The following is a 14,611-nucleotide window of genomic DNA, read 5'->3' as shown; positions in this document are numbered from 1 at the left end:
AGCAACCCTTCGCTATTACTCCATCGGTGGCAAGAAGCGGCGCATCACCTCATCCGTATGCCCCCCTTCCTGAAATGCCACCAGCGACTGATTGAGGATGTTCACCAGCTGGTGGCCGCGGGGGGAGCCCTTGCTCACCAGCAGATAGAATCCCTTGCGGCTGGGCAGGGCGAGATTGAGCAACCCGCTCTCGCTGCGGTAGATGCCAAGGCTGATGCCTGCCACCAGAGGTTCGATTTCGCTCGGCAGAAAGTCGCAACGATCCCGCTCCAGCATATCGAGCGCCTGCTGCAACTGTTTGACCCGGCGTGGCTCCTGCGCAAGCCCGTAGGGGGTGTAGTTGTAACCAATCACCCCGCACACCCGGGAGCGATTGACCGTCTGCAGATCCGGCGGTTCGGGGTAGCGGCGCTTGAGATAGAAGAAACCGAGGTGGGTGTAGTAGAGGGGAACGCTGTAGAAGGCAAACTCGGCCCGCTCCGGCTTGTAACTGGCATCCCAGGTCAGCTCGCACAGGCCATTCTGACGATAATCCGCCAGCTCCTGCTGCACCCGTGCCCAGGGCAGATAGCGGATCTGGTGCGAAAGCCCGCTCTGTTGCAGGGTATCGAGCACCAGCGTCGTCGCCGAACCGGTCAGGCGGCTGGTATCGGGCACCCCGTCCTTGCGCTCCCAGTAGGTAAAGGGGGCCCACTCGTTGCCCTCCCCCAGACAGACCTTCACTGGCGGTTCTTGCCCCCATAGCGCGGGGGACAAGATGGCCATCGCCAATCCCGCCCACCATGTTCCCGCTCGTTTCATCTCCCGCTCCCGGACTGTTTATCCTTCTTGCAGCTTAGCCCAGAAGAGATTTTGCTCACTTTGCAGGGACGCTTTCATGCCATAACGCCAGCAAATTGGCCGGAATGACACCATAACGGAGCTGCGGGGTCTGGTGCCAGTCAGCCAGCTTTTGCAGGGCTTTCGCCAGATCCTGTGCAAGCGTACGGGTCACTCTCACACCGGCTTCCAGATAGAGGCTCTTGATCTCGAAGATCCCCTGCTGGCGATGGGCCTTGGCATCCATCCTGCCCACCAGCTTGCCGCGATGGAGCAAGGGCAACACGAAGTAGCCATACTGGCGCTTGGGGGCCGGGGTATAGCATTCGATGCGATAGTCGAAGTTGAACAGTTCACTGGCCCGTTTGCGATCCCACACCAGCGGGTCGAACGGCGACAAGGCCGTGGTATGGGTTGCCTTGAGACGGCCTTCCTCTGCCTGCACCAGCTCATCGGCCAGCGAGGCGTGCACGAAAGCGCCGTGCTGCCACCCCTCCACCCGAACCGGCAGCAGCTCACCCTCGTCCGCCAGCTGATGGAGCAAGGCGTCATATTTGCCGCGCCGCAGCCGATAGTAGTCAGCGACCCAGCCAGTTTTGACCAGCCCCAATGCCCGGCAACTAGCGCGCACCATATCCCGCTGCGCCTGCTCGACGCTCGGCAGATCCCGCTCGTCACGCCACTCGGGGATGACCCGCTCGGCGAGATCATAGACCCGCTGAAAGTTGCGCCGCTCCCGCACCATCAGCTGACCTGTGGTAAAGAGCACCTCCAGATGGCGTTTCTCCGGCTTCCAGTCCCACCAGCCGTTCCCCTTGCCGGTTGTGCGCTCAAAGTCAGCCGCCCGCACCGGGCCATGGTGGCGAATACGCTCGATCAGCTGGCCAATCTCCTGCTGATGGGTGGCTAGCCAGTTGGCCGAAAACTTCCAGCCCATGGCGACGGGGTCGAGCATCCGATGGCGCAACAGCCGGTAATCCTCGCGGGGCACAAAGCAGGCCTCGTGGGCCCAATATTCGAAGATCTCGCCGTCGGCCAGCAGCTGCTCCAGCCAACGCGGTTCGTACTGGCCAAGGCGGCTAAAGAGCACCAGATAGGGGCTGCGCGCCACCACCGAGATGGTATCGATCTGCAGCAGCGCCATGCGGCGAATGGTGGCCAACAGATCGGCCGGAGTCGCCTTGCTGCGACGGGGGGCGAGCAGCCCTTGCGCCGCCAGTTGCAGATGACGGGCATCTTGCAGTGACAAATGGGTAATCGACATCAACAACCGCTCCCTGCTATCTGGCCATCGCACGCCCGGCGGATGGCCAACAAAACCGGGGGAGGCACCACGCTGGTATGCCTCCCCTCCCTGTGTACCAGCGCCGCTATGAATGGGCCGGGGGCAAGACCAGCTGATTGACCACCAGCATGATTTCTTGATAAGTGGCTTCTACCGTCTCGGGGGTCGGCTCCAGAATCAGGTCATCGGCATAGCCGTTGATGAGGGAGGTGATCTGGCGCGCCAGTCGCCGGGCATCGCCCGCCACAAACTCGCCGCTGTCGATCCCCTTTTGCAGGATCAGCTCCAGCACCTCGCGCCACGCCAGAATGATTTTGCGGTAGCTCTCGGCAAATACCGGGTCGCGCAGTGACTCGTTCCAGGCATCGAGGTAGATGGCCCAGGAGGCATCCTGACTGGTCGGCAGGTTGTCTCGCACAAAGAGCGGCAACGCTTCGCGGGCTGGCAGCGGCAACAGCCACTCCCGCTGCTCGGCGATCTCCTGATAGGTGAAACGCTCCACGGCGCAGAGGCAAAGCTCCTTCCAATCCTTGAAGTAGTGGTAGACGTGACTGCGCGCCAGACCGGTGCGCTCGGCAATATCACGGGTTGACGATGCCGCCATCCCCTTCTCTCGAAACAGGGCCAGTACGGCCTCGATGATCATCTCTTTGCGCTGTTCTGCTGATGGGCGTGCCATCTGACCTCCTGCGATATCAATCGATCTGCTTGACTTTGAGCAGTCGCTCAAACAAACTTTGAGCACTCGCTCAAACTTAGCGTTTCCGACATCTTAGGAGATAACCCATGACAACACCAACCACTTCGGCAGCCAGTTGCGACGAGCAGGCCACGCCGTTGCCACACTCGGCCGGTCGTTCGCTGGGGGCGATTGCGCGGGCCAATCCCCTCAAGCTGGCGGGCACCTTCTCGCTGGTGGCCCTCGAAAACATCCTGCTGGTGGTCTATCCCCTGTTCGCCGGCTTTGCCATCGACGCCATCGTCAAGGGCCAGTGGTGGCAGGCTTCAAGCTACGCCCTGATCGTGCTGCTGTTCTGGCTCATCGGCGCCCTGCGCCGGGCGGTCGATACCCGCACCTTTACCCATATCTATGCGGCACTGGCGGTGCCGGTGATCCTGACCCAGCGCCAGCAGCAGGAGGGGCAATCCACCATAGTGGCGCGGGTCACCCTGGCGCGGGAGTTTGTCGACTTCTTCGAGAAACATATCCCGATCCTGGCCACCAGCCTGATCTCCATCGTCGGGGCGGCCGTGATGCTGATGGTGATCGAGTTCTGGGTCGGCATCGCCTGCATGGGGGTATTGCTGCTGTTCGGCCTGCTGCTGCCCGGCTTTTCGCGCAAAAACCAGCTGCTGCACGAGCGGCTCAACGATCGGCTGGAACACGAGGTCAAACTGGTCACCCATGCCCAGTCAGCCAGCCTCGCCCGCCACTACCGCGCGCTGGCCTGGCTCCGCATCCGGATTTCGGATCGGGAGGCACTCGCTTTTCTGGCGGTCGGTATCAGCGCCTCCCTGCTATTCCTGCTGGCCATCACCATGCTGATGGCCCAGCCCCAGGTCTCGGCAGGCCATGTCTATGCTGTGATGACCTACCTCTGGAACTTTGTCACCAGCCTGGATGAGGGGCCCGGTCTTGCCGATCAGCTGGCCCGGCTGCGAGATATCGGTCGCCGGGTCAATACCGCCCAACCTGATGAACTGATTTGACATTTTGTATCTGTAACCGGAGTAGAAGATGAATCCGACCACCCTTTGCCAACGAGCGTTGACCATGTGTATCAGCTGTTTTTTCCTCGCCGCCTGCGGCCCCAAGATGAGCGACTTTGAGCCCAACACCAGCTACTGGTTCAAGGAGAAACCGGCAGAGGAGAGTGCCCCGCTGGCGCAAGACCTGAAGGTCGATATCGCCATCATAGGTGGCGGCTACAGCGGCCTCTCCAGTGCCTGGCATCTGGCCAAGGCCAATCCGTCGCTCAAGATCGCCATCTTCGAAGCCAAGCAGGTGGGCAGCGGCGCCTCGGGCCGCAATGGCGGCATGGTGCTGCCGGGCTCCGAGGTGATGGATCTCTACGAAGAGGGGGAAGCGAGCAAACGCCACTACGATCTCACCGTCGCCAGCATGCGCAAGCTGCAGGCGCTGGTTGCCTCAACCGGCGTCAAGGCCGATCTCAAGCTCGATGGCTATGTGGAGGCGATCCTCGATGAGGAGGATATAGCCGAGTACCGCGACTATGTGAAAACCGCCAATCGCCTCGGCATCCCGCTCCAGTACTGGAACGCCGATACCACAGAGGAAAAACTCGGCACCGATCGCTACGTGGGGGCGGTCTACGACCCCAATGGCGGTCAGGTACACGCCATGAAACTGGTCAATGCCCTGCGCAAGGCGGTGGAGCAGGCGGGCGTCACCATCTACGAGCAGAGCCCGGTAATGGGGATCAAGGAGGGCAAGCAGATCGAGCTCAATGTGGCCGACAAGTACAAGGTGGCCGCCGACAGCATCGTGCTGGCGACCAACGGCTATACCTCAAAACTTGGCTACTTCAGCGGGCGAGTCTTTCCGGTGCACGCCCAGAGCGCCGTCACCGAGCCGCTCACCAAAAAGCAGCTGGCCGCCATCCAGTGGCAGAGTCGGGTGCCCTACTACGACACCCGCAACATCCTGTTCCATCTGGTGTTGACCCCGGATAACCGCATCGTCATCGGTGGCGGCAATGCCGAGTACGTCTTCAACGACGGCCTCAACTACAAGGGCGATCTCAACCGGGTCAGCGAGATGATGATGACCGAGCTGGTGACCCTCTATCCGGCCCTCAAGGGGATCAAATTTGAGCTGGTGTGGGACGGGGTGCTCGGCATGACCGGCGACAGCACTGAAGCGGTGGGGGTGATGGGGGCTCACAAGAACATCTACTACGCCCTCGGCTACAACGGCCACGGCATCAATCTCTCCTTCCTGTTTGGCGATATCGTAGCCAGCCTCTATCAGGGCAAGGAGCATCCCTGGTTCAACCATGCCGAGCAGACTCTTCCGATGTGGCTGCCGCCAGAGCCGTTCAAGTCAATCGGCGTCAAATCTGCCCTGATGTACTACCAGTGGCAGGACAAGAGCTACAAGGAGTAGCGCCGGGCGAACCCGACGAGTAACAGACGAAGGCACGCCTCAGGGCGTGCTTTTTTGCAATACCGCCACATCGGCGTGGGGGAAGCTGAGCTCGGCCTGCCAGCGGGCGGCCAGCACCTGAAACGATGCCTCGGCAAAGAAGACGATGTGGGTCGGATCGTGGCGATAGCGCCAGTTTTTAAACCGCTCGTCACTGAGCACCCGCTGGGTCTGCAGCACCAGCAGGCCACCAGGCTTGAGGCAATCCCACAACTGCGCCAGCACCGTGCGCGGCTCGGCGATATGCTCGATCACCTCGGTACTGGTGATGAAGTCATACTGACGCGTCAGCAACTCTGGAAAATCGGCGTAGAACTTGTCATACCCCGCCATCTGGTAACCCGCCTCGCGCCCCATCGCCACCAGCGCCGGCCCCGGGCCACAGCCAAAATCGAGGCCACTGGCAGGTAGCGGCACTCGCGCTAGTACCTCACCAAATGCCCGCATCAGAAAAGTGCGATAACGGGGATCATCCACCCGATTGTCGTGACCGTCATAGACCGCCTTCTCCGCCGCCTCATCCAGATGATCGGCCTCATCCAGCCAGACCAGCTCGCACGCGAGGCAGCGATGATAGCGCTTGCCCGCCACCGGCAGGGGATAACTGCGATGGCTGGCACACAGGGGGCAGCTGACGGTGGATGACATGACGGTTCCTCTTGGGGGCTTCCTGTTGGATAACAGCGGCGCAGATTGCCTGCCCGTCGCGTCGCTGACAACTTTTTTTGCTCCTTAAGGGTTTCTTAAGTTTGCCCTTTTACTCTCAAACCATCGCAAGAGAAGGAGTCACCCATGACCATCGAGATCCAGGCCCCCTACCGATTGCTGCTAGCCAAGTCCCCGCAGCAGGTCATGGCACTGCAAACCTATATCCAGGCAGCCTATACCCTCGAGTTCAACGCCCACATCCCCCATTTTCTCCCCTGCCTGCTGGGACTCTACAGGGCGGACGGGACGCTGGTCGGTGCCTGTGGTCTCAATCATGCCAGTGAGGGGCCTCTCTATCTGGAACAGTATCTGGAGCAACCCATCGAGGCCGCCATCAATACCCGCCTCGGGGTCTATCCGGCACGCAACCGCATTATCGAAGTGGGCAATCTGGCCTGCAGCGAACCGGGCAATGCCCGCCTGATGTTCGCAGCCCTGTGTCGTCTGCTGTGTGAAAACGCCCTCGACTACGTGGTCTTTACCGGCACAGCCAAGCTGCGCAACAGCTTTGCCCGCCTGCAACTAAACCCAGTGGAGCTGGCCCCCGCACAGGCCCATCAGGTGGGGGCCGACGCCGATGCCTGGGGTGAGTACTACCGTTGCCAACCCAAGGTGATGGTGGGCGACATCAATCAGGGGCGCGAGGTGCTGGCCCAGCGCAGCCTGCTGCTCAATCTGCTGGCCCCCATGCCGACCCTGTTTGACGATGCCGGCGAGAGCAGTGATAACCAGCCCCATCAAAAAAGGTGCGCCCAATGAACCTGTTCGACGCCATCGCCAAACATGCCCACGAGGATCCGCAATCCCCAGCGCTGCTGAGCAGCCAGCAGCGTCTCGATTACCAGACCCTGTGGCAACAGATCCAGCGTCTGGCCAGCCAGCTGCAACATCTCGACATCAGCCGTCTGGCGCTGCAACTGGACAACGGCCTGCCCTGGGCGCTGCTGGATCTCGCCTGCACCCGCGCAGGTATCGTGGTGATCCCGGTGCCCCACTTTTTTAGTCTGGCGCAACAAGAGTGGCTGCTGGAGAGCAGTGGTGCCGATGCGCTGGTGGGGCCACACCATCAGGGGTGGCATGCCGCCGAGCCGCTCTCGCTGATCACCGGCGAGCTGCCGCTCTGGCGCCACGCACCAGTCAATCGACCGGCGCTGCCCAAGGGCACCGCCAAGATCACCTACACCTCCGGCACCACGGGCCAGCCCAAGGGCGTCTGCCTGCCACTGACCCAGATGATGGCGGTGAGCCATGCGCTGGCCGAGCGGGTCGCGCCAGCCAAGGTGGAAAAACACCTGACCCTGCTGCCACTGGCGACCCTGCTTGAGAACATCACCGGCCTCTATGTGCCGCTGCTGACCGGCGCCTGCAGCCGCATTCCGTCCCTCGGGGAGCTCGGTTTCACCGGATCCAGTTCGCTCAATGCGGCCATGCTGGGGGAGGCCCTGCTGCGCTGGTCGACCCACAGTCTGGTGCTGGTGCCCGAACTGCTGCGCCTGCTGCTGGCGCTCTGCACCAGCACCCCGACGCTGGCCCAGCAGCTCAAGAGCCTGCGCTTTATTGCCGTCGGTGGCGGCAAGGTAGCACCCGACCTGATCAAACATGCCCGCCAGCTCGGCCTGCCGGTGTATGAGGGGTATGGCCTCTCGGAGTGCGGCTCCGTGGTGGCGCTCAACAGCCCGGATGCTGACAAGCCCGGCAGCGTCGGCCGCCCCCTGCCCCACTGTCAGGTCACCATCGCCAGCGACGGCGAAATTATGGTGAGCGGCAGCGCCATGCTGGGCTATCTCGGCAGCAACGAACCGACTCCCGAACAGATTGCCACCGGCGATCTGGGTCATCTGGATGATGAGGGCTACCTCCATATCACCGGGCGCAAGAAGAATGTCCAGATCACCGCCTTTGGCCGCAACTTCTCCCCCGAGTGGGTCGAGGCTGAAGCCCAGCTCTGCCCCGCCATCGCCCGCATCGTGGTGTTCGGCGATGGCCAGCCCGCCAACGTGGCGCTGATCCAGCCCCTGCCGGGCAAAGAGGCGGATCTGCCCCGCCAGATCGCAGGTCTGAACCAGCGGCTGCCCGATTATGCCCGGCTGCACCACTGGTTGCCGGTGGCGCTGGATCAACATCCCGGGCTGCTGACCGCCAACGGGCGCCCCCGTCGCAACGAGATTTACCAACACTTTTCCCGGCAAATCAGCCAATGCCTTACAGGAGAATCGTCATGAGCTTCTACCAGACTCTGCAACAAGCCACTGCCAGTGAGCGTGAGCATCTGTTCAACGCCCCCATTATCGAAGCCTGTCGCCGTGGCGATATCAGCCGTGACACCTATCTCGCCTTTCTGGCGCAGGCTTACTACCACGTGCGCCACACAGTTCCACTGCTGATGGCCACCGGCGGCAAGCTGGGTCAGGAGTACGAGTGGGTGCGCGGCGCCATTGCCGAGTACATCGACGAGGAGTATGGCCATCAGGAGTGGATCTTAAGCGATATCCGCGCCTGTGGCGGTGATGCCGAGGCGGTGCGCCACGGCCAGCCCGGGCTGCCCATCGAGCTGATGGTCGCTTTCCTCTACGACCAGATCCAGCGCGGCAACCCCATGGGCTTCTTCGGCATGGTGCAGGTACTGGAAGGCACCAGCGTCGCCATCGCCCTCACCGTCGCCGACCAGCTGAAAAAGGGACTCAGCCTGCCACCGCAGGCGATGAGCTACCTGAGCTCCCACGGCGCCCTGGATCAGGAGCACCTCAAGTTCTTTGAATCCCTGATGGATAAGGTCGAGAGCCCGGCAGATCAGGCCGCCATCATCCACTCCACCAAGGTGGTCTACCGCCTCTACGGCGAGATGCTCTACAACCTCACCGCCACACCGTAAGTTGGCAGCGGATCAGCAGACAGCAAAAAGGGAACCCACACCATGAACCTTGAAGGGAAACTCGTGCTGCTCACCGGCGCCAGCGGTGGCATAGGTGAGGAGCTGGCACAGGAGCTGGCGGCCCAGGGGGCACACCTGCTGCTGCACGGTCGTCGTGGCCCGGCACTGGAGCGGCTGTGCAAGTCACTGCCCCACCCCGAGCGCCATCAGGTGGTGCTCGCCGACCTCGGCTCTGCACAGGAGCGGGCCAAGCTGCTGCAACACCCTGCGCTGGAGGATGGGATCGACATCCTGATCAACAACGCTGGCTGCAACCAGTTTGCCTGGCTGGAAGATCAGAGCTTCGAGCAGGTAGAGCGCCAACTGCTGCTCAATATCGAGGCGCCCATCCAGCTCACCCGTGCCCTGCTGCCAACCATGCGCAAGCCGGGGATCATCATGAACATGGGCTCGAGCCTGGGCAGCATCGGCTACCCCGGTTACAGCGTCTACTGCGCCAGCAAATTTGCCCTGCGCGGCTTTAGCGAAGCGCTGGGACGGGAGCTGGAGGGGAGCGGCATCAAGGTGCTGCACTTTGCCCCCCGCGCCACCCGCACCAAGCTCAACTCCGAGGCTGCCTACGAGATGAATGCAGCGCTAGGCACCCAGACCGACAGCCCGCAGGAGGTGGCCGAAGAGGCGGTCATCGCCCTGTGCAACGAAACCCGCCGCAGCTGGCTCGGCTGGCCGGAAAAAATGTTCGTGCGGCTCAATGCCATGCTGCCCGGCATTGTCGACAAGGCGCTGGCCAGACAGCTGCCGATCATCAAACGTTATGCCCGTCATCTTCAGCCAGGGACGGCTGATGCTGGCGCCAACAGCGCGCCACAACCAGACTTGTCCCGCCCGATCCCGACCAAGAAGGAGCATTAATATGAACTTTTTCCGTCAATCAGTGACCTCTTGTGCCATCGCCATCCTGCTGGGATCCACCTCAGTCATGGCCGCGGGTGATGCCCTCGTCCCCATCCAGCAACAGTGGGCCGTCTGCCAGTATCAACAGAGCGGCAAGGCGAAAGAGAGCTGCCTCGAAACCCTGAGCACCCAGGCCGAAGCGGCCAGCGCCAAGGAGCCTTTTCGCGCCGATCTGCTGATCTGGTCGGCCATCGTCAAGAGCACCTGGGCGGGGGCCAAAGGGGGGCTGGGGGCACTGGGTCTGGTGAAAGAGGCCAAAGCCAAGCTGGAGCTGGCGCTCAAGCAGGATCCCAAGGCGCTGGACGGCTCTGCCTACACCAGTCTGGGCTCCCTCTACTATCAGGTGCCCGGCTGGCCGGTCGGCTTTGGCGATGACGAAAAGGCAGAGCAGCTGCTCAAGCAGGCGCTGGCCATCAATCCGGATGGCATCGACCCCAACTTCTTCTATGGCGACTTCCTGCTGGATCAGGGTCGCAAGGCCGAGGCCAAAACCTATCTCGACAAGGCGCTGGCCGCCCCGGCTCGCCCGGGCCGCGAAGTGGCCGACGAAGGGCGCAGAATGGAGATCCGCGATCGGCTGGCCAAGCTATAAAATCCTGATGGATCAAAGAACTATTTAAACTCTGCCCACCAGCTTGCATACTGGTGGGCAGGGTTGTTTATGCCACGGCACGCCCTGGCGCTGAGCCAGATCGCCACACCCAACAAACAGGGAGAAAAGAATGCGGATCCTGCTGGTGGAAGATGATGTGATGCTGGGGGATGGTATGCAGGATGCACTGCGCCATAGCGGCTACACGGTGGACTGGCTGCAACAGGGGTTGCCCGCTCTGGCAGCCCTCAAGAGCGACGAGTTCGCCGCCCTGATCCTCGATCTCAACCTGCCCGACATCGATGGCCTCAGCCTGCTGCGCAAGTTGCGGCGTGAAGGCCACCAGTTGCCGGTGCTGATCCTCACCGCCCGCGATGCGCTGGACGATCGGGTGGTCGGCCTTGATGCCGGCTCCGATGACTACATGGTCAAGCCCTTCGCCCTGCAGGAGCTCAACGCCCGCCTGCGCGCCCTGGTTCGTCGCAGCAAGGGGCAGGCTCAGGCGGTACTGGAGTATGGCGACATCCTCATCTATCCCGAATCCCAGCAGGTCACCTATCAGGGGGAAGCGGTCAAACTCACCCCCCATGAATACAAGTTGCTGCAGGAGCTGATCAGCCAGAGCGGCCGGGTGCTGAGCAAGGATCAGCTGCAACAGAGCCTCTACGGCTGGGATGAAGGGGCCGAGAGCAACGCGGTAGAGGTGCATATCCACCATCTGCGCAAGAAGTTCTACAGCGACCTCATCCGCAATATTCGCGGGGTCGGCTACATCATTCCCCAGCTCGAACAGCCAAGCCGGACACCCCCACGATGAAACGTCCCCGCTCCATTCGCCGCTTTCTGCTCACCGGTATCCTGACGCTGGTGAGCCTGAGTCTTACCATCAGCGCCTTTATCGGCTACATGGAGGCGAGCCACGAAATGGAGGAGCTGTTTGATGCCCGCCTCGCCCAGTCGGCCCGCATCACCAATCAGCTGCTTGCTCGCTACATGGCCCAGCAGGGGCAACTGCCCGCCAACGGCACCGTCTATCAGGAGTGGGAGGCGCAAAATCCCGATGAGTGGCAAAAAGACCCCAGTCTCAACCTGACCGGCGAGGATCGGGAGATCACCCCCTACGGCCACGAGTTCGAACGCAATCTCTACTTCCAGCTGCTCGATGAAAAGGGCGGCTTGCTGCTGCGCGCCCCCAGCGCCCCGGATCAGCCGCTGGTCACCCTGGCCATCGGCTTCGACACGGTCGAAAAAGATAATCACCAGTGGCGCACCTTCACTCTCTACAACCAGCAGGAGCAGACCTGGCTGGTGGTGGCCGAGCGGGACGACGAGCGCAGCGAACTGGCCAGCAAGATGGCCACCCTCACCATGCTGCCGCTGCTGATCACCCTGCCCTTCCTGCTGGCCCTGCTCTGGTGGCTCATCACCCGCGGGCTGGCCCCCCTGCGTCAGCTGGCCCAGGCCATCAGTGAACGTCACCCCGCCAACCTGAGCCCCCTCAGCCTCAAGATAAGCGCTCAGGAGCTGACGCCTCTCACCAACGAGATCAACCGGCTGATGCAGGCGCTGGCGGAGACCATAGAGCGGGAGAAACAGTTTACCAACGAGGCGGCCCACGAGCTGCGCACCCCGCTGGCGGTGCTGCGGATCCACAGTGAAAATGCCCTGGCTGCCGAAGATGAAGTGAGCCGCCAGCAATCCCTGCACAAGATGCTGCAAGCCCTAGACCGCAGCGATCGGCTGATCCGCCAACTGCTGACCCAGGCCCGTATCGACAACCAGCAGGGGCTGGTATTGACCGAGCTGGAGATAGGCCACCTGCTGCAAGGCACCCTCGCGACCCTGGCACCCATCGCGCTCAAGAAGGATCAGCAGCTGTCGCTGGAGTGTGAATTGCCGCAGCTGGTGATGGGGCAGGCCACCCTGCTCGAGCTGCTGTTCAGTAATCTCATCGACAATGCGCTGCGCTACACCCAGCCAGAGGGCGAGATCAGGGTGCGGGTACTGCGAGAGGGCAACCGGGTGAGGGTGGATGTGAGCGACAACGGCCCCGGCATTCCCGCCAGCGCCTTGCCCCGGCTGTATGAACGCTTCTTTCGGGTCAATCCCCAGCAGGGGGATGGCGTGGGTCTCGGCATGGCCATCGTCTCGCGTATCGCCCAGTTGCACGGCGCCGACCTCGATGTCCACAACCGACCGGAAGGGGGGCTGGAGGTGAGCGTGTTACTCCCGCTCCCGCCGGCAAGATAAGCGATAAGTAAAGAGCCCGCGATGCGGGCTCTTTACTTTCAATGACAATCTGGCTGCACGGTAAAGGTTCGACTGGAGTCCACTGGGCCCAGCTCCGCCAGCAGGCGGCGGCCAAGCAGCACCGGATAGATCATCTTGCTGCGATCCCGCAGGGTGAACCACTCCTCATACACCTTGTCCCCCAGACAGATGGACATGGTCACCGTTGGCCGCTGCTCCATGCCGCCCGCCCCGCGCACCGTCACGCTGCGTTCGACCCGCCTCTCGAACTGCTGCTTGACCAGCTTGCCGCTGTCGGCATCGGTCACAACCAGCATGAAGCGCACCCAGGGCTTGCCATCCCGTTTGAATCTGGTGATGGAGCGTGCATCGAGGGAAGAGGTGAGCGCCCCGGTGTCGAGTTTCATCTTCACCGCCACGCCGGTAGGCAAAATAAGTCCCTTCTCGATCCAGCCATAGCTGGTCGGGGTCTCTGCCAGCGCACTGGCACACAGTGCCAGCATCAAGGCGATCCCCACCATCATCTTGCCCATTTTACTGCCCTGCCTTGTCAATCCTGCGCCCAGATCTACCACAGTCCCATTGTGGGTCAATCCGATTTATTTCAGCTACTTGGATAATATCTGGCGGGTCAGGAGAGAGACGACAAAGAGTGGCCGAACGGCGGCCCAAGCGGGCAGGAATATCGAAGGAGAGCAAGGCACCGAACGGTGCTGGATGAAACTGGTGGTTAACCTCAGGTTGTGACGCCAAAGGCTACCACAAGGATTTACAAATTATCAGTCTTGTTCTGAAGGGATTTTTGCCTACACTGTTGTAAACCGGAGGGCCTGAAAACCACCGGTTTTTTTGCGCCTGCCGAAAATTTGCCACTGCAAAAGTGACTTTCAACAAGGCTCAATAAGGAATTTGTAATGCGTATCGAAGAAGACTTGAAGCTCGGTTTCAAGGATGTCCTGTTCCGCCCCAAGCGCTCTACTCTCAAGAGCCGTTCCCAAGTAAGCCTGACCCGTCAGTTCACCTTCAAACACACTCAGACCCAATGGCAAGGCGTACCCGTCATCGCCGCCAACATGGATACCGTCGGCAGCTTCGCCATGGCGCGCACGCTGGCCGGTTTCGAGATGATGACCGCGGTACACAAGCACTACAGCCTTGAGCAGTGGCAAGCTTTCGTCAACGAGACCGACCCGGCGCTGCTGGGCCATGTGATGGTCTCCACCGGCACCTCGGCTGAAGATTTCGCCAAGACCCGCCAAATCCTCGCCATGTCCGAAGCGCTGCGCTTCATCTGTGTCGACGTGGCCAACGGCTACTCCGAACACTTCGTCGAATTCGTGCGCAAAATTCGTGAAGCCTGCCCCAACCACGTCATTCTGGCGGGCAACGTGGTGACTGGCGAGATGGTCGAAGAGCTGATCCTCTCCGGCGCCGACATCGTCAAGGTCGGCATCGGCCCGGGCTCCGTCTGCACCACTCGCGTCAAGACCGGTGTCGGTTATCCGCAGCTCTCCGCCATCATCGAGTGTGCCGATGCGGCCCACGGCCTCGGCGGCCAGATCGTCGGTGACGGCGGCTGTACCTGTCCGGGCGATGTCGCCAAAGCGTTCGGCGGCGGCGCCGACTTCGTGATGCTGGGCGGCATGCTGGCAGCCCACGAAGAGTGCGGTGGCGAGATCGTTGATGTAGACGGTGAACCCTTCATGAAGTTCTACGGCATGAGCTCCTCCAGCGCCATGGACAAGCACGCCGGCGGCGTCGCCGAGTACCGCGCCTCCGAGGGTAAAACCGTGCTGCTGCCCTACCGCGGCCCGGTCGAGAACGCCGTGCGCGATATTCTGGGCGGCGTGCGTTCCACCTGTACCTACGTGGGCGCCAGCCAGCTGAAAGAGCTCACCAAGCGCACCACCTTCATCCGGGTACGCGAGCAAGAGAACAACGTCTACGGCAAGGAGTAACCTGCCA

15 protein-coding genes are annotated in these 14,611 nt (G+C 61.7%); 10 read left to right on the top strand and 5 right to left on the bottom strand.

Annotated features, from left to right (window positions below; genetic code table 11):
- Positions 1-15: 15 nt before the first annotated feature.
- From ACTG19_RS18240 to ACTG19_RS18230, 3 genes are all read right to left on the bottom strand, one after another.
- Positions 16-765, bottom strand: coding sequence for a substrate-binding periplasmic protein (locus tag ACTG19_RS18240; protein WP_439989610.1), 750 nt, complete (start codon positions 763-765; stop codon positions 16-18).
- 91 nt (positions 766-856) lie between these two features.
- Positions 857-2,083: a winged helix-turn-helix domain-containing protein gene (locus ACTG19_RS18235; RefSeq protein WP_439989383.1), complete on the bottom strand. Its 1,227-nt coding sequence runs from the start codon at positions 2,081-2,083 to the stop codon at positions 857-859.
- Positions 2,084-2,189: 106 nt separating this feature from the next.
- Positions 2,190-2,783: a TetR/AcrR family transcriptional regulator gene (locus tag ACTG19_RS18230; RefSeq protein ID WP_109867214.1), complete on the bottom strand. Its 594-nt coding sequence runs from the start codon at positions 2,781-2,783 to the stop codon at positions 2,190-2,192.
- A gap of 107 nt (positions 2,784-2,890) precedes the next feature.
- Between ACTG19_RS18230 and ACTG19_RS18225 the strand changes: the two genes are divergently transcribed.
- Both ACTG19_RS18225 and ACTG19_RS18220 read left to right on the top strand, forming a co-directional pair.
- On the top strand, positions 2,891-3,814 hold the full coding sequence (locus tag ACTG19_RS18225; protein WP_236294521.1) for an ABC transporter six-transmembrane domain-containing protein: 924 nt from the start codon (positions 2,891-2,893) through the stop codon (positions 3,812-3,814).
- 28 nt (positions 3,815-3,842) lie between these two features.
- Positions 3,843-5,231 (top strand): NAD(P)/FAD-dependent oxidoreductase, encoded by a 1,389-nt coding sequence (locus ACTG19_RS18220; RefSeq protein WP_439989382.1) that lies wholly within the window; start codon positions 3,843-3,845, stop codon positions 5,229-5,231.
- A gap of 39 nt (positions 5,232-5,270) precedes the next feature.
- Here the strand turns inward: ACTG19_RS18220 and ACTG19_RS18215 are convergent, their stop codons facing one another.
- Positions 5,271-5,918: a class I SAM-dependent methyltransferase gene (locus ACTG19_RS18215; protein ID WP_439989381.1), complete on the bottom strand. Its 648-nt coding sequence runs from the start codon at positions 5,916-5,918 to the stop codon at positions 5,271-5,273.
- A gap of 144 nt (positions 5,919-6,062) precedes the next feature.
- Between ACTG19_RS18215 and ACTG19_RS18210 the strand changes: the two genes are divergently transcribed.
- From ACTG19_RS18210 to ACTG19_RS18180, 7 genes are all read left to right on the top strand, one after another.
- Positions 6,063-6,737, top strand: coding sequence for a thermostable hemolysin (locus ACTG19_RS18210; protein WP_439989380.1), 675 nt, complete (start codon positions 6,063-6,065; stop codon positions 6,735-6,737).
- Complete coding sequence (locus ACTG19_RS18205) at positions 6,734-8,200, top strand: AMP-dependent synthetase/ligase (protein WP_439989379.1); 1,467 nt, start codon at positions 6,734-6,736, stop codon at positions 8,198-8,200. The genes ACTG19_RS18210 and ACTG19_RS18205 overlap by 4 nt, the downstream gene beginning before the upstream one ends.
- Positions 8,197-8,850 (top strand): TenA family transcriptional regulator, encoded by a 654-nt coding sequence (locus tag ACTG19_RS18200; protein WP_439989378.1) that lies wholly within the window; start codon positions 8,197-8,199, stop codon positions 8,848-8,850. The genes ACTG19_RS18205 and ACTG19_RS18200 overlap by 4 nt, the downstream gene beginning before the upstream one ends.
- A gap of 42 nt (positions 8,851-8,892) precedes the next feature.
- Positions 8,893-9,762 carry an SDR family oxidoreductase gene (locus ACTG19_RS18195; protein ID WP_439989376.1) on the top strand — a complete coding sequence of 290 codons (870 nt, stop codon included), beginning with the start codon at positions 8,893-8,895 and terminating at the stop codon, positions 9,760-9,762.
- 1 nt (position 9,763) lies between these two features.
- Positions 9,764-10,396 carry a tetratricopeptide repeat protein gene (locus tag ACTG19_RS18190; RefSeq protein WP_216950292.1) on the top strand — a complete coding sequence of 211 codons (633 nt, stop codon included), beginning with the start codon at positions 9,764-9,766 and terminating at the stop codon, positions 10,394-10,396.
- Positions 10,397-10,526: 130 nt separating this feature from the next.
- Positions 10,527-11,213 (top strand): response regulator, encoded by a 687-nt coding sequence (locus tag ACTG19_RS18185; RefSeq protein WP_113739688.1) that lies wholly within the window; start codon positions 10,527-10,529, stop codon positions 11,211-11,213.
- Positions 11,210-12,646, top strand: a complete 1,437-nt coding sequence (locus tag ACTG19_RS18180) for an ATP-binding protein (protein ID WP_123172518.1) — start codon at positions 11,210-11,212, stop codon at positions 12,644-12,646. The genes ACTG19_RS18185 and ACTG19_RS18180 overlap by 4 nt, the downstream gene beginning before the upstream one ends.
- Before the next feature lie 38 nt (positions 12,647-12,684).
- On the opposite strand, the gene rloA3 is transcribed toward ACTG19_RS18180, so the two are convergent.
- Complete coding sequence (rloA3, locus tag ACTG19_RS18175) at positions 12,685-13,179, bottom strand: retropepsin-like aspartic peptidase RloA3 (RefSeq protein ID WP_120415574.1); 495 nt, start codon at positions 13,177-13,179, stop codon at positions 12,685-12,687.
- A 381-nt stretch (positions 13,180-13,560) separates the two neighbouring features.
- On the opposite strand from rloA3, the gene ACTG19_RS18170 reads away from it, so the two are divergent.
- Positions 13,561-14,604, top strand: coding sequence for a GMP reductase (locus ACTG19_RS18170; protein ID WP_005348017.1), 1,044 nt, complete (start codon positions 13,561-13,563; stop codon positions 14,602-14,604).
- Positions 14,605-14,611: the final 7 nt, after the last annotated feature.

This window comes from Aeromonas sp. 3P (assembly GCF_051919745.1).
Classification (GTDB): Bacteria; Pseudomonadota; Gammaproteobacteria; order Enterobacterales; family Aeromonadaceae; genus Aeromonas; species Aeromonas veronii.
Note: the sequence above shows the minus strand (reverse complement) of the source record. Positions and strands in the feature narration are given on the sequence as shown.

Bases quoted from the DNA above. Each gene is read 5' to 3' on its own strand.
- ACTG19_RS18220 (WP_439989382.1), top strand. From the start codon at position 3,843: ATGAATCCGACCACCCTTTGCCAACGAGCGTTGACCATGTGTATCAGC.
- ACTG19_RS18190 (WP_216950292.1), top strand. From the start codon at position 9,764: ATGAACTTTTTCCGTCAATCAGTGACCTCTTGTGCCATCGCCATCCTG.
- ACTG19_RS18230 (WP_109867214.1), bottom strand. From the start codon at position 2,783: ATGGCACGCCCATCAGCAGAACAGCGCAAAGAGATGATCATCGAGGCC.
- ACTG19_RS18195 (WP_439989376.1), top strand. From the start codon at position 8,893: ATGAACCTTGAAGGGAAACTCGTGCTGCTCACCGGCGCCAGCGGTGGC.
- ACTG19_RS18210 (WP_439989380.1), top strand. From the start codon at position 6,063: ATGACCATCGAGATCCAGGCCCCCTACCGATTGCTGCTAGCCAAGTCC.
- rloA3 (WP_120415574.1), bottom strand. From the start codon at position 13,179: ATGGGCAAGATGATGGTGGGGATCGCCTTGATGCTGGCACTGTGTGCC.
- ACTG19_RS18185 (WP_113739688.1), top strand. From the start codon at position 10,527: ATGCGGATCCTGCTGGTGGAAGATGATGTGATGCTGGGGGATGGTATG.
- ACTG19_RS18215 (WP_439989381.1), bottom strand. From the start codon at position 5,918: ATGTCATCCACCGTCAGCTGCCCCCTGTGTGCCAGCCATCGCAGTTAT.
- ACTG19_RS18180 (WP_123172518.1), top strand. From the start codon at position 11,210: ATGAAACGTCCCCGCTCCATTCGCCGCTTTCTGCTCACCGGTATCCTG.
- ACTG19_RS18225 (WP_236294521.1), top strand. From the start codon at position 2,891: ATGACAACACCAACCACTTCGGCAGCCAGTTGCGACGAGCAGGCCACG.
- ACTG19_RS18170 (WP_005348017.1), top strand. From the start codon at position 13,561: ATGCGTATCGAAGAAGACTTGAAGCTCGGTTTCAAGGATGTCCTGTTC.
- ACTG19_RS18200 (WP_439989378.1), top strand. From the start codon at position 8,197: ATGAGCTTCTACCAGACTCTGCAACAAGCCACTGCCAGTGAGCGTGAG.
- ACTG19_RS18205 (WP_439989379.1), top strand. From the start codon at position 6,734: ATGAACCTGTTCGACGCCATCGCCAAACATGCCCACGAGGATCCGCAA.
- ACTG19_RS18235 (WP_439989383.1), bottom strand. From the start codon at position 2,083: ATGTCGATTACCCATTTGTCACTGCAAGATGCCCGTCATCTGCAACTG.
- ACTG19_RS18240 (WP_439989610.1), bottom strand. From the start codon at position 765: ATGGCCATCTTGTCCCCCGCGCTATGGGGGCAAGAACCGCCAGTGAAG.